10 protein-coding genes and 1 riboswitch are annotated in these 13,930 nt (G+C 62.9%); of the genes, 1 reads left to right on the forward strand and 9 read right to left on the reverse strand.

The window, feature by feature from the left end; genetic code table 11:
- Positions 1-8 precede the first annotated feature (8 nt).
- Entirely contained in the window at positions 9-545 is a 537-nt protein-coding gene (locus tag ABQJ48_RS26310; RefSeq protein WP_367840890.1) for a hemerythrin domain-containing protein, read from the reverse strand.
- A 217-nt stretch (positions 546-762) separates the two neighbouring features.
- The gene (locus ABQJ48_RS26315; protein WP_367840918.1) at positions 763-2,133 is read right to left on the reverse strand and encodes an MFS transporter; all 1,371 of its coding nucleotides are present in this window, start codon (positions 2,131-2,133) and stop codon (positions 763-765) included.
- Positions 2,134-2,654: 521 nt separating this feature from the next.
- Between ABQJ48_RS26315 and ABQJ48_RS26320 the strand changes: the two genes are divergently transcribed.
- Positions 2,655-3,857, forward strand: a complete 1,203-nt coding sequence (locus tag ABQJ48_RS26320; RefSeq protein ID WP_367840891.1) for a hypothetical protein — start codon at positions 2,655-2,657, stop codon at positions 3,855-3,857.
- Between the two features lie 91 nt (positions 3,858-3,948).
- On the opposite strand, the gene atzF is transcribed toward ABQJ48_RS26320, so the two are convergent.
- The 7 genes from atzF to ABQJ48_RS26355 form a co-directional block, all read right to left on the reverse strand.
- Positions 3,949-5,754 carry an allophanate hydrolase gene (gene atzF / locus ABQJ48_RS26325; RefSeq protein ID WP_367840892.1) on the reverse strand — a complete coding sequence of 602 codons (1,806 nt, stop codon included), beginning with the start codon at positions 5,752-5,754 and terminating at the stop codon, positions 3,949-3,951.
- 19 nt (positions 5,755-5,773) lie between these two features.
- A complete protein-coding gene (gene uca, locus ABQJ48_RS26330; RefSeq protein WP_367840919.1) occupies positions 5,774-9,373 on the reverse strand; it encodes an urea carboxylase in 3,600 nt (1,199 codons plus the stop codon).
- 171 nt (positions 9,374-9,544) lie between these two features.
- A complete protein-coding gene (locus ABQJ48_RS26335; RefSeq protein ID WP_367840893.1) occupies positions 9,545-10,186 on the reverse strand; it encodes an urea amidolyase associated protein UAAP2 in 642 nt (213 codons plus the stop codon).
- A 15-nt stretch (positions 10,187-10,201) separates the two neighbouring features.
- On the reverse strand, positions 10,202-10,906 hold the full coding sequence (locus ABQJ48_RS26340; protein WP_367840894.1) for an urea amidolyase associated protein UAAP1: 705 nt from the start codon (positions 10,904-10,906) through the stop codon (positions 10,202-10,204).
- A 16-nt stretch (positions 10,907-10,922) separates the two neighbouring features.
- Entirely contained in the window at positions 10,923-11,714 is a 792-nt protein-coding gene (locus ABQJ48_RS26345; protein ID WP_367840895.1) for an ABC transporter ATP-binding protein, read from the reverse strand.
- The gene (locus tag ABQJ48_RS26350; protein ID WP_367840896.1) at positions 11,711-12,523 is read right to left on the reverse strand and encodes an ABC transporter permease; all 813 of its coding nucleotides are present in this window, start codon (positions 12,521-12,523) and stop codon (positions 11,711-11,713) included. The genes ABQJ48_RS26345 and ABQJ48_RS26350 overlap by 4 nt, the downstream gene beginning before the upstream one ends.
- Before the next feature lie 37 nt (positions 12,524-12,560).
- Positions 12,561-13,631, reverse strand: coding sequence for a putative urea ABC transporter substrate-binding protein (locus tag ABQJ48_RS26355; protein WP_367840897.1), 1,071 nt, complete (start codon positions 13,629-13,631; stop codon positions 12,561-12,563).
- Between the two features lie 58 nt (positions 13,632-13,689).
- Positions 13,690-13,789: riboswitch (guanidine-I (ykkC/yxkD leader) on the reverse strand.
- Positions 13,790-13,930 lie beyond the last annotated feature (141 nt).

Here is a 13,930-nt window from a genome sequence, read left to right on the forward strand (position 1 = left end):
CGCAGCAGTCAAAGCATGGGGGTCTTGTCGCCCACCGATCGGCTTCCCACCGCGTCCAGCTTGCTTTGCAACTCCGTCTTGCGTTCGGCCAACTTGTCGCCGAGCGCGCGCAAATCGCATTTCGAGTTGCGCAGTTCCGGGAACAGTTGAGTCTCCTCTTCCTCCACATGACGAAGGACCATCTCGCTCATTACTTTGAAAGTCGCGTCGAAGCCTTTATCGCCCACTTTCATCGTTTCGAACTTCGCAATCAGCGTCTTGACCAGGAAGTGCTCGATATACGCTCCTTCGACGTCGAGTGCATCGCCGTCGGGTAACGCTTCCCGCGCGGCAGGATAAAGCAGTTCCTCCTCGATCATCGTATGAATCGAAAGCGCTTCGCATGTGCGCTGCGCGAGCGCCGCTTTTGCTTCCACATCGTCGTCCGCCGCCTTTTTGAACGCGTCGAACAACTTCTCCACCGACCGGTGATCTGCCTGGAGGAAGTCCAGCGCGTTCTGCGAGCCGGGTCCGGTCTCTGTCTTGTCCTGTCTTGTCGCTTCCATGCCGATCTCCTCGATGATGCAGTGACTGCCCGGCCAATGCCGTAGCAGAACAGAGACGCAGCACGTGCTATGCCTGGCAGCGCACGGCCCAGGCTGACGACGACGCTCTACAACTTCACCGAGGGTGACGGCCCGCTCCCGTCCGTCTCGCGCAAGCTACTGCGACACGACCGTTTCGCTCCCGATATCGGCTCGGGCCGCAGCAAAGCATGCTTGATCAAGCGGTCGGGGACGCGTGTCCACTATCGCCCTTCGTCGGGACGTCGTCGTATTCCCGCGAGATGTCCTTGTTGGTGTAGTCGCCCAGTCGCGAAGCGGCGATCAGGCTGAGCACCGCGCATGCCAGGATATAGACCGCGATCGCATAGCCGGAACCGTAGTAAGCGAACAGCGCCGTCGCAATGAGCGGCGCAGGGCCGCCGGCAATGACCGAAGCCAACTGGTAGCCCATGGACGCACCGCTGTAGCGCAGCCGCCCCGTGAACGTTTCAGCGATCAAGGCCGCCTGCGGACCGTACATCATCGCATGCGGTACCAGCGACAGCACGATAGCGATGAAGATCCACATTGGATGCCCGGTGTCGATCATCGCAAAGTAGAGAAAGCCGAATACGCCGACGGCGGCGGCACCGATCATATACATCCGCCGCCGCCCAATCCGATCGGACACATGCCCGAACAACGGAATGGTGACGAATTCCACCACCGAAGCAACCAGCACCGCTGTGAGCAGCAGGTCGCGGCTCGCGCCTAGTGTCCGGATGCCGTAGGTGAAGACAAACGCGGTGAAAATATAGAACGGTGCCTGTTCGGCCATGCGTGCAAAGGCCGACAGCAGGATGTCTTTCGGCTGGCGGCGCAGCACCTCTAGCATCGGCGTCTTCTCGATCTTGCGTTCAGCCAGGAGCCGCGCGAAGATCGGCGTCTCCAGAATATTCAAGCGAATGTAGAGGCCGATCACGACCAGCACAATACTGAGGAAGAACGGCACGCGCCAGCCCCACGTGATGAATCCGCTGCCGGAGATCTCGCTCATGGCTAGCACCGCCAGGTTGGCGAGGAACAGTCCTGCAGGCACGCCGAACTGCGGCCAGGAGGCGACGAAGCCGCGATGCTCGTTGGTGCGCGCCCATTCCATCGACATCAGGACCGAGCCACCCCATTCGCCGCCGACGCCCACGCCCTGAATGAAGCGCAGCACCGTGAGCGCGACGGCGCCCCAGATGCCGATCGTCGCATAGGTCGGAACAAAGGCCACCGCAAAGGTGGCGAGCCCCATCAGTAATAGCGTTACGATGAGCGTCGCCTTGCGGCCGATACGGTCGCCGTAATGGCCGAAGATGGCGGCGCCAACCGGCCGCGCTACGAAGCCAACGGCGTAGATCAGAAACGCCTGCAAGGTGCCGACGAGCGGATCCGATCCGGGGAAATAGAGTTTGGCGAAAATCAGGCCCGTGACCGTACTATAGAGAAAGAAGTCATACCATTCGATCGTCGTGCCGATCGTGCTGGCAATGACGGCGCGGCGTAACTGACGCCGGGCTTCGTCATCGGAGAGGGGCGTCGCCCCTGATTGCGTGGCGGCCATTTGAGATCCCCCAAAAAGGCGGTATTCGCTTAAGACCGTTCCCGCGAGGAGAGGTTCCGGCCCTCGCAACGTGACTTCTGCAAGGAGGTTCCGCGATGATTAGCAGCGCGAACTGGTATGCCGAGTGCTGGTGCGGCACTCGGAGGAATACTTGCACGGGCGCGGAGCAGGTTCGCGAGACAACGTCGTTTTTTCATGAAAAGAAGTGCCCAGTAGTCGTTTCGCAATGGCGGTTGCCCAATTGGAAGCGCTATCTACTCGCACCATTAGCAGTGGGAAATAAGCCCTTCCGATGCGCCAAAATGGGAGACGGAAAGGCGCGAAATGACGTGGTTCATTTGGTTCGGACTCTCAATGCTTCTGCTACGCTAAACCGCATGAGTCAGACGATATGAAGCGATCTGCTAAACGGGTGTTGCGTCCGTTCTGCGGATCGGGACAGTCCACGCCTTCCAGGCCGCTCGGGACGCTTTTATCGAGGCGCTGGCTCTTCCTCTCTTGACTTCCAGCGCGGGGGCGACATGTCGATACGATCGAGTTCACGGTTACTGGTCATTGGGGTCGTCCTCGTTCTGAGCGCTTGCGGTGGAGGCGGCGGCAGCGACGCGGGCCCTGCTGCTGCCGGAGACCAAACCGGAGCCGCGAGCCCCGCGTCAGGCGCATCGTCTCCCACCGCGACGAAGCCGACCATGGCCGCCGCGACCCCCGTGATCGACGGTACGACGCTCGGCGATGCCTTCTGGCCTGCGGGCTCCACGTCGTCGGGCGGACAAGGCCAACCGGTCAGCGGACTGACCTGCACCTTGCGCAGCAATGCCTATACCTACACGCATTTGTCCATCTATAACAACGGCCGCCTGCTCGCGCTGCCGGCGAACGTCGGCGTGGTCGAGCCGACCATGGCTGTGCAGACGGGCTGCGCCTATCCTCTGCACACCGTGGATTCGAGCGGAAAAATTCACATGGACTCGACCACTCACACGCCGTATACCCTCGGTCAGTTCTTCTCGATCTGGGGACAAACGCTCGACACGTCCAACGTCGCGGGCGTGGCCGGCTCGCCCGTCACGATCTACGTGAACGATGGCGGCGCTCTCACGCAATACACGGGCGATCCTGCGAGCCTCGTGCTACCCGCGCATGGCGAAGTGACGATCGAGATCGGCACGCCTTTGACCCAGATTCCGACGTACACGTGGACCAACCCGCCACCGTTCGATCCGAAGCCGGTCACGCTCGCGTTCCTCGGTGTAGTGGGGAACAACTTCTGGCCGGCGGGCAGCACGTCGACCGGTGGCACCGGTGCGCCAGTGGACGGCCTGATCTGTGCGCCCAACATGAACGCGTTGTATCACGTCCATGCACACCTCGCCATTTTCAAGGACGGCCAGTGGCTCGCGCTGCCCGCGAACGTCGGCATTCTGTCGCAATGCGACTATGAAATGCACACGCACGACCAGACCGGCATCATCCACGTTGAGGCGCCAGGCTTGAAACGCTTTACGCTTGGCCAGTTCTTCGATATCTGGGGGCAACCGCTCAGCAGCACGAACGTGGCTGGCGTGACCGGGAACGTGGTCGCGTACATCAACGACAACGGCGATTCGCGCCGCTATATGGGCGATGTGCGCGACATCGAATTGACCTCGCTGCGCGATATCACATTGCAAATCGGCACACCAGTGAGCACGCTGGCCACCTATTCGTGGTACGAGCCGCAGTGATGCAGAGATTCGACGGAATGCGGCGCACGCATGATCGTCCGCCCGCCGCTTCTAACCGAACACGTGTGGCACGGTTCAAAAGAGCCGGACGTCATGCACGCTCGCTGGCGAGCCACGCTCGCCAGCCGCCAAATTCGGTGATGTCGGCTCCGGACTCCACGCCGTATCCTTCACACACGAAGCCGGTCACCCACGTGCCATCCGCCAGTTCTATCTTTCCAAGCGCAAGCGGAGAGGGAATCGTCGAGAGGAACGAGCCCAGCTCCAGACTGGGCATCTCCCAGACCTCGGTTGCGATCGTCGTGCCGCCGTGCGCAACCCGCCGCAAGCCGGGCCGTCTCGTGCCGTCCCGCGTGGCTGCCAGCGCATACAGCCGGTAGTGCGCAGCGGTATGCGTCGCCTCTACCCGCCGTGCGCCACGGCAGACCAGATCGCGATTGTGCGGCAGACCTTCCATATGCGCGCCGCACACTGCAACGCGTATCCGGTCGTTGCCCGCCGTGGGCCGCTCGTTCGCATCGGGCTTGCTGCCTCCGACGCATGCCACACCGCTGCTTCGCTGCAGCAGGTCGGCCACGCTCAGCAGATACTGATCCGTGAACGCGCGCCCAAACACCGTCACGCCCCACGGCAGGCCATTTTTCATGAACGCAGTCGGCGTCGCGACAGCCGCGTAGTCGAGCAGATTCATGAAGTTGGTGTAGTAGCCGAGCAACGTGTTCGGCCCGATGGGGTCGCGCGCCAACTCGGCCAGCGTGACGGGACGCGGATAAGTCGGCGTGAGAACGAAGTCCAGTGATTCGAGCGCGGCGTCGCAGACGCCCTTCAATGCTTGCAGGCGGTACTGCGCGCGAAACAGTTCGACGGCTGTCGCACCGGGCGCCTTCGCCAGCACGTCGCGAATGACCGGCAGCACGGCCTGCGGGTTCGCTTCGATCAACTCGCCCGCGACGCTGTAGCGCTCCGCGACCCATGGGCCTTGATAAAGCAGGTTCGCCGCCTCCACGAACGGCGTGAAGTCGATTTCGACCGCCTTGCCGCCTGCGGCTTCGAGCATCGCGCGAGCCTTGGCAAAGAGCGCGGGGCTTTCGGCACAGCCCGCGAATTCGAGCCGCGCCGGCACGCCGAAGCGGAACGCGGCGAGTTTGCCGAACGCGCGCGCGTCGTTCCACTGCGGGTTCCTGCGGCTGTACGCATCGCGCGGATCGGCTTGCGCAGTCAGCGCCAGCAGTTCGCTGGCTTCGCTCGCGGTCGCAGTGAAATAGGTCACGCAATCGAGCGTGCGGCAGGCCGGCACGATGCCGGCAGTGGACAGCAGACCCTTGGTCGCCTTGAGTCCGACCAGGTTGTTCAGCGCTGCGGGCACGCGCCCCGAGCCCGCGGTGTCGGTGCCGAGCGCAAAGCTCACGACGCCCAGCGCGGCGGCCAATGAAGAGCCTGCGCTCGAGCCGCCCGACGGATAGTCGGGATGCACGCTATTGCGGCACTTGCCGTACGGTGAACGCGTGCCGTTCAGGCCAGTGGCGAACTGGTCGAGATTCGTCTTGCCGAGCGGCACGGCGCCCAGTGCGATCAACTGCGCGACGAGCGTCGCCGATTCGGCCGGCGTATAGGCGAACGCCGGACAGGCGGCCGTGGTCGGAATACCGGCCAGGTCGATGTTGTCCTTGATCGCGAATGGAATGCCGTAGAGCGGCAATGCTTCGGCATCCTGTGTTTCCAGCCAGTCCAGATACGGCGCGATTTCCGCTTCAGTGAGAATGTGGATGAACAGATGAAACTCAGGATTCAGTGCCGCGGCCTTGGCCAGCAGTTCGCCGATCAGCTTGCGCGGCGTGAGCGTCCCGGCGCGATAGGCAGCGCGCAGCGTGGACAGGCGCAGGTCGAATGAAGACATGGATGGTTTCCCCAATAAGTCAAAGACGTTCGATGACGGCAACGCGCTGCCCCGCGCGCACCGCAGAGCCGGGCGCCACGTGAAGCGCGCCGATAGTCCCCGCACACGGCGCATAGACGGAGATTTCCATCTTCATTGACTCGATGACGAGCAGCACGTCGCCTGCTGCCACCGTATCGCCGCAACTCACCCGCGCCTGCCAGAGACTGCCGGCAATCTCGCTTTCCACCGCTATCTCGGTGCCTTTTAGCGGCGCCAGTTCGGCGTCCTCGGCGAGCGGTGCGTCGAAACTCTCGTCCACTGTGCCCGCTGAACGCCAGCGCTCGCGTTCGGCCTGGAACGCAGCCTGCTGCCGCGCGCGGAATTGTTCGATGCCGGCGGATTCACGCGCGAGAAACGTTTGATAGTCGGCCAGCGACAACTCGGTCTCCTCGATCTTCAACGGATAGCGCCCGAGCGGGAAATCTGCGCGAATGCGCAGCAGTTCGTCGTCGGTCACTTCGTAGAAGCGGATCTGGTCGAAGAAGCGCAACAGGTACGGCCGCCCGGCAAAATCGGCGACTTCCCGATAGCGGTTCCACATCTGCAACGTGCGGCCGACGAACTGATAACCGCCTGGCCCCTCCATCCCATACACGCACAGATACGCGCCGCCGATGCCGACCGAGTTCTCCGCCGTCCACGTGCGCGCCGGGTTGTACTTGGTCGTCACCAGCCGGTGGCGCGGGTCGAGCGGCGTCGCGACCGGCGCGCCGAGATACACGTCGCCCAGCCCCATCACGAGATAGCTGGCGTCGAAGACAATCTGTTTGACGGCATCAGTGGAATCGAGCCCGTTGATGCGCCGTATGAACTCGAGATTGCTCGGACACCACGGCGCGTCCTTGCGCACGGTGGTCATGTATTTGTCGATCGCGAGCCGGCACGCGGGGTCGTCCCATGACAGCGGCAGATACACGATCCGCGACGGCGCGCGCAAATCCTTCTGCAGCAGCACGTGCTGCCATGCGCGCTCGACGATTTCGAGCAACCGCTGCAACGGCAGGGTTTCAGGCTGATAGTGAATCTGCAGTGAGCGGATGCCGGGTGTCAGATCGATCACGCCTCGCAGCGCCATCGCTTCGAGCGACTGCATCAGCGCATGGCCGCGAAAGCGCAACACGAGGTCGAGTTCCGCCGGGCCGATTTCGAGCAACAGATGCGTGTCGCCGGAAACGCGCGCGACCAGCCGTTCGCGATCCGTACCGGTATCGAGCACGATTGGCGAGATCAGCGCTGCGGCCTGTGCGAATGCCGGTTGCGCGTCCAATTGCAACGTTTCCAGTTCACGCAGACGTTGGCGCGCCGCCTCGCGCGCCGCATCGATCGGCACCGGCACGAAGCGCACCTTGTCGCCGGCTTTGAGCTGGCCGATCTGCCAAAGATCCGCTTCGATGATCGTCACGGGGCAAACGAAACCGCCAAGGCTCGGTCCATCGGGCCCGAGAATCACGGGCATGTCGCCGGTGAAATCGACGGCGCCGACCGCATACGGGTTGTCGTGAATGTTCGACGGATGCAGCCCCGCCTCGCCGCCGTCCTCGCGTGCCCACTCCGGCTTCGGTCCGATCAGACGCACACCGGTGCGGCTGGAGTTGAAATGGATCTCCCATTCGGTGTCGAAGAACCGCTCGATATAACGCGGACTGAAGTACTCGGGCGAGCCGTGCGGGCCATAGATCACGCGCACCGTACGCACCGTTGCCAATTCGGGGATGTTGGCAAGCACCGCGCCCGCGCGTGGGTCCTGCAGCGGGTGAAGATGCAGTACATCGCCCGCACGCAGCGCCCGGCCGCCATGTCCGCCGAACTGGCCGAGCGTGAAGGTGCTGCGACTGCCGAGATACACCGCCACATCGAAGCCGCCGCGCACGCACAGGTAGGCACGCGCGCCCGCGCCGCGGATGGTGCCGAGCGCGAGCGTCGAACCGGCGGCAATAAAGAGCGTGGTGTTCAACGGCTGCTCGACATCGTCGAGCAGCACGGGCAGATGCGCGCCCGTCACTGCGACGACGGCATCCGTGTTGAAGCGCAAGCTTGGGCCACTCATCGTGATTTCGAGCGCGGCAGCGTCCGCGACATTGCCCAGCAGCCGGTTGCCGAGCCGAAGCGCACGGTCATCCATCGGCCCGGACGGCGGAATTCCCACTGCCCAATAGCCAAGACGGCCTGGATGATCCTGCACGGTCGTCTGCGTGCCACCGCTGATCACCTCGAGCGTGCTCGCCCGATATTTCAGCTGTTCGAGACAGCGCGTCCACGGTTCACCCGACGCGAACGGCTGATCGTCGAGAATCTGCCGCAGATAGTCGCGGTTCGTCTCCACCCCATAGATGCGCGTGCTTCCCAACGCGTCGTTGAGCGCGTGGCGCGCCGCGTCGCGCGTAGGCGACCACGCGATCACCTTTGCCAGCATCGGGTCGAAGTAAGGCGGCACTTCGCAGCCCGCTTCCACCCACGTATCGATGCGCAGCGCGCGGCCATCGGCGTGCGGAAACGCGATATCGGTCAGCAAACCCGGGCTCGGCTTGAAATCGCGGCCTGGGTCTTCCGCGTAGAGCCGAGCCTGGATCGCGTGTCCCCGCGGCTGCAAGCGCGCCGCGATGTCCGGCAACGGAGCAAGCGTGCCCGCCGCCAGTTCGATCATCCAGCGCACCAGATCCACGCCCCAAACCTGCTCGGTCACGCCGTGCTCGACTTGCAGGCGCGTATTTACTTCGAGGAAATAGAATTGCTGCGCGGCACTGTCGTAGACGAATTCGACCGTGCCGGCGGAGCGGTAATTCACCGCTTTTGCGAGCTTCACGCCAGCCTCGCACAAGGCGGCCGACATGCCCTCCGGCAAGCACGGCGCGGGCGTTTCTTCCAGCACCTTCTGGTTGCGCCGCTGCACCGAGCAATCGCGCACACCCAAGGCGATCGCGTCGCCGCGACCGTCGCCGAAAATCTGCACTTCGATATGCCGCGCCCGCTCGATGTACTTTTCGAGGAATACGCCGGCATCGCTGAAGTTGTTCTGACCCAGACGCTTGACCACTTCGAAATGCGCGCTCAATTCGTCGACGCTCCAGCACACGCGCATGCCGATGCCGCCGCCGCCCGCCGTGCTTTTCAGCATGACCGGATAGCCGATCGCCGCCGCCGCTTCGAGCGCCGCCGGCAGATCGTCGAGCAGGCCCGTGCCTTCGAGCATCGGCACGCCTTCTTGCGCCGCGATTGCGCGCGCCGTGTGTTTCAGACCGAAGGCCCGCAATTGCGCGGGCGTTGGTCCGATGAACGCAATGCCTGCCGCTTCGCACGCTTCGCCGAAGCCGGCATTTTCCGACAGGAACCCATAACCCGGATGGATCGCCTGCACGCCCTCGCGGCGAGCAATGGCGAGAATCTTTTCCGTGTCGAGGTAGGTAGCCGACGCCGCACCATCGCCGAGACAGTGCGCGATGGGCGCCATGCTCACATGAAGGCTCGCCCGATCCGCTTGCGCGTAAACAGCGACGCCTGTGATGTCGAGTTCGCGCAGCGTTCGGAGAATACGGCAGGCAATCGCGCCGCGATTGGCGATCAGGATTTTCTCGAACATGAGGGGATGTTGATTCATGGGCGGGCCGTCCCGCCACGTGGGAATGCATGCCGCGGTCGTCCGCGGCAGAGGTGTATCAGCGGCCTGCGTGAGTCAGTTGTTCGCGCGTGCAGGTGAGGCATCTTCCGGCGCGAACCAGCATGACGAAGTAAAGCCAGTTGCCTATACGCTTCAGTTCCATATCAGCAACTCCGCAGGCGTCGGGTTATAGGCATTGCACGGATTATTCAGTTGCGGACAGTTGGAGATCAGCACGATCACATCCATCTGCGCGCGCAATTCGACGTACTTGCCCGGCCCCGAGATACCGTCTTCGAAGGTGAGACCGCCTTCGGACGTCACCGGCACGTTCATGAAGAAGTTGATGTTCGCGCCGATATCCTGCTTCGACAAACGCCCGTCGTGCGCACAGGCGCGCAGATAGTTATCGCGGCAGCTGTGCATGTAGCGCTTTTCCAGCGCATAGCGCACGGTATTGCTCTCCTGTGCGCACGCGCCGCCAAGCGTATCGTGACGCCCGCAGGTATCGGCGACGATGGTCAGCATCGGCCTGCCCAGGTTCGAATAGAGCACGGTGCCGGTCGTCAGGTACAGGCTTTTCTGCCGGCGCAGCGTGCGTTGCGGGTCAAAGCGCTCGCGCGGATCGGCGAGACTGTAGAACAGCGTATCGACGGCCTGATTGCCTTCCAGATCGAGAATGCGCAGCGTCTGCCCGGCCTTCAGTTCGTGAAGCCACGGTTCACCGGCCGCGAGCGTCTCGCGAAACACCGCGTGTTCGGGTCGTTTGTCGCTGACTGTCAGTGTCGTTGTCATCGTGTTGGGCTCCGCTCAAAGAAAGAGACGATCGGTGTTGACGAAACCGCGCAGGTTTTCTTCACATGCGCTCCGGCAACACTCGGCGACTTCGCGTGCCGCCTGGCTCAACGCAAGCTTGACCGGCTTGGGGGCATATTCGGGATGCGGATCGAGCGGATGCTGGATTGCCGTGAGCACGACGAGCGTGTTCATCGGCGCATAGAGATCGACGTAGTCGCCCGCCTTTGAATTGCCGGGCACGAAGTTCAGCGCGCCTTCGTGACTGACGTCGACACGGCTAAAGAGATTGAGCGTCATCAGCAGATCGCGGAGGCCGAGCCCCCACTTGCCCATCTCGACGAGCAGATTGTCGGTGCCGTTGCGATAAAAGCCATTGCGCAGTTCCTGATAACGGCCGGTACCGTAGCGCTCCTCGACCTCTTGCGCGTTCGATACGCCGCCGATCGCGTCATGCCAGCCACAGGTGTCCGCAACGATCGCGGCAAGCACGCGGCCCATGTCGGAGTACAGGCAATGGCCGGCCGTGAGTTTCGCCGTGTGCTGGCATTTGAGCGTGTCGGGCAAATTGAGCCGTTCGCTCTTTTCGTCGGCATTGCTCAACATGACGCTGACGTTCGCGCCGCCGCGCAGATCGGTAATGCGCAACGACTGGCCGCGCTTGACGATCAACGATGCATGCCCGCCGCCAGGGACGGTTTCTTCGAGTAGCAAATTCATTTGGTTCGGACTCCCGTTACGCCGAAACTACATCGGCGCGCGCCGCGCCTTCCACCACGGCTCGCGCCAGATGGAGGGACGCCGCCGCGCCGCGGCTGTGGTCGAGCGGAATGTTGTAGGTGATGCGTGCGCCGTACGCGCCAGGTGCTTGAGGATCGACCCGCACCTTGTCGAACACCAGCACGCGGCTGCCGAGTGTGAAGCCTTCCTTCAGATCGTGCGTGACCATGAAGATCGTCAGCTTCGATTCGCGCCACAGGCTCAGCAGCAATTCATGCATGTCCTTGCGAATGCCGGGATCGAGCGCGCCGAACGGCTCATCGAGCAGCAGCACGCGCGGCTTCATCATCAGCGCCTGCGCAATCGCGAGACGCTGTTGCATACCGCCCGACAGTTGCTGCGGGTATTTGTCGAAGGCCGCGCCGAGGCCCACATGCTCCAGCATCGCAGCCGCTTCGTCGCGCGCGGCCCGCCTGCGCGCACCGAACAGCCGGCCCGTGAATCTGGCTCGCGGCAATTCGAGTCCCAGCATGACATTGCGAATCACCGTGAGGTGGTCGAACACGGAATAGCGCTGAAACACCACGCCGCGATGTGCGTCGGGTTCAGCGGGCAACGGTTCGCCATCCAGCAGGATCTCGCCGCGCGTCGCGCGCTCCTGGCCGAGCAGCAGCCGCAGGAAGGTGGACTTTCCGCAGCCCGATGCGCCGACCATCGAACAGAACTCCCCCGCTTCGATGCGCACGTTTAACCGTTCCAGCACGACCTGATCGCCGTATTCCTTCCAGACGTTGCGAACTTCGATCATCGCGCGCCTCCGTACCAGGGAAACGACCATTGCGTCAGGCGGCGCAGCAATTCGTCGATAAGCCATGCAAGCAGCGTGATCCACGCCACGTAAGGCAGGATCACATCCATCGCGAGATAGCGTCGCACCAGAAAGATCCGGTAGCCGAGGCCGTCCGTCGAAGCGATCGCTTCCGCGGCAATCAGAAAAAGCCACGCCGCGCCGAGCGACAGACGCATGGCCACCAGCAGACGCGGCAGCAACTGCGGCAGCACGAGGCGCAGAATCAACGTCCAGCTGCTTGCGCCGAGCGTCTGCGCCTTGACCCACAACTCGGCCGGGATTTCACGGGCCCTCGAATGCAGGTCGCGGATGATCATCGGGGTGATGCCGACCACGATCAGCACCACCTTCGACAATTCGTCGAGCCCGAACACGATGAACAGAATCGGCAGCACCGCGAGTGGCGGAATCATCGAGATCACCGTGATGAAGGGCGAAAACGTGGCGCTTGCCAGCGGAAACGAGCCGGTCGCGATGGCCGCAACCACCGCGATCGCGGCGCTCGCGGCGAGCCCGACGCCGAGCCGCCGCAAGCTCGCAACGGTGTCGGCCCACAGCAGATACTCGCCGGTGCGCTTGTCCTCCGTAAAAGCGACCTGCCTGATCGCCTCGCTCATCTGGGTTGCGCCCGGCAGCAGCTTGTCATCGGGATTGGCCTTGAGCCGCATCGACGATCCGGTGAAGTACACCACGATCAGCACGATGAACGGCAGCAACAGCAGCATCAAGCCGCCGCTTCGGCTGGGATGTCGATTGATGAGTCGCATGGATGCGCGCCTTGGTCGAATGCGTGGGATCGTTGGCTCACAGCTTGCCGGCCGCCGCCATTCCGACGTAGGTGGGATCGAAACGCAGCTTGACGTTGCTCTTGTTGCCGATCACGACGCCTTTGTCGAACGACATGCCGACGACGTCCGCGCTTTTGGCGTCCTGTCCGAGCAGACCGTGATCGAACGAAAACTTCGCGACGCGCGTCATGATCCTGGGCATGTCGGCACTGGTGACGAAATCGAGCGCGGCTTTCGGCGTATAGAACAGCGCAGTGGTCGACAGTTGTCCCTTGAAGCCCGCGAGGTCGGTGCCCGACGATTTGGCCATCGCGCTAAGTGCGGCGTTGCTGTCGGCGTTGCCGGCGTGCATCAGCGCGACCATCTCGAACCATGCGCCGGTCAGCGCCTTGCCGAGTGCCGGGTTGTCATGCAGGATTGCGGTGTTGACCACCATCATGTCCATGATTTCACCGGGGATCTTGCTGGAGTCGAACACCTCGCTGACGTTCGGCTGCGCCTTCAGGTCGGCGAGCATCGGGTTCCACGTCACCGTGTTCTGGACGGCCGGCGTCGCGAACGCGCCGGCGATATCGGCATCGGAGGTGTTCACAACCTTCAGATCGCGCTCGCTCATATGTGCGCTTTCTAGCGCGCGTGCAAGCAGGTAGTGCGACACGGAGAACTGGACCAGGTTGATCTGCTGGCCCTTCAGGTCGGCAATCTTCTTGCCCTTGCCCTTGATGAGCACGCCATCGTTGCCGTTCGAATAGTCGCTGACGATCAGCGCCGTCGAATCGACACCGCCCGAGGCCGGAATGGTCAGCGCGTCCATGTTGGTCATCGCGCAGCCGTCGAACTTGCCGGCGGTGTACTGATTGATGGACTCGACGTAGTCGTTCAGTTGCACGACATCGACGTTGATGCCGTATTTCCTGGCCCACTTGGAGACGATGCCCTGAGTCTTTGCCTGACCCCACGGCATCCAGCCCGCGTAGATGGTCCAGCAGACCTTGAAGTCGGTGCGGCCTGCGGCAAGCGCGGAAGTGGAGGCGAAGGTGGCGAGGCAGAGAGCGGCGATGCCGAGAAAGCGAGCGAGCTTGCGCATGAGGTTGACCTCGGAAGAGACGGTTAGCGACGGCAGGGAGCAGCGCAAACATCGCGTTCTCTCCCGGGCTTTTGTCCCGCCGTGTAACCTCGCCTGAGGTCGACGGCTCTCGGACCAGCACCTGCGCGAAGCAGGCCGGAACCCTAGCCGTCCATTTCCAGATTGTGTGTTGAACCGGAGGATGCGCCGGCTCCTTGCTCTCGTAGTTGAGCGAGAAGCGTGCCAAGCGGAAATCTCCGCATTCCGGCGCACGGCAACGTCCGACTGCCCCGTTCAGGTGAACGTACGCACCCGTGAAC

The organism is Paraburkholderia suaedae, assembly GCF_040812055.1.
In the GTDB taxonomy this organism is placed as follows: Bacteria; Pseudomonadota; Gammaproteobacteria; order Burkholderiales; family Burkholderiaceae; genus Paraburkholderia.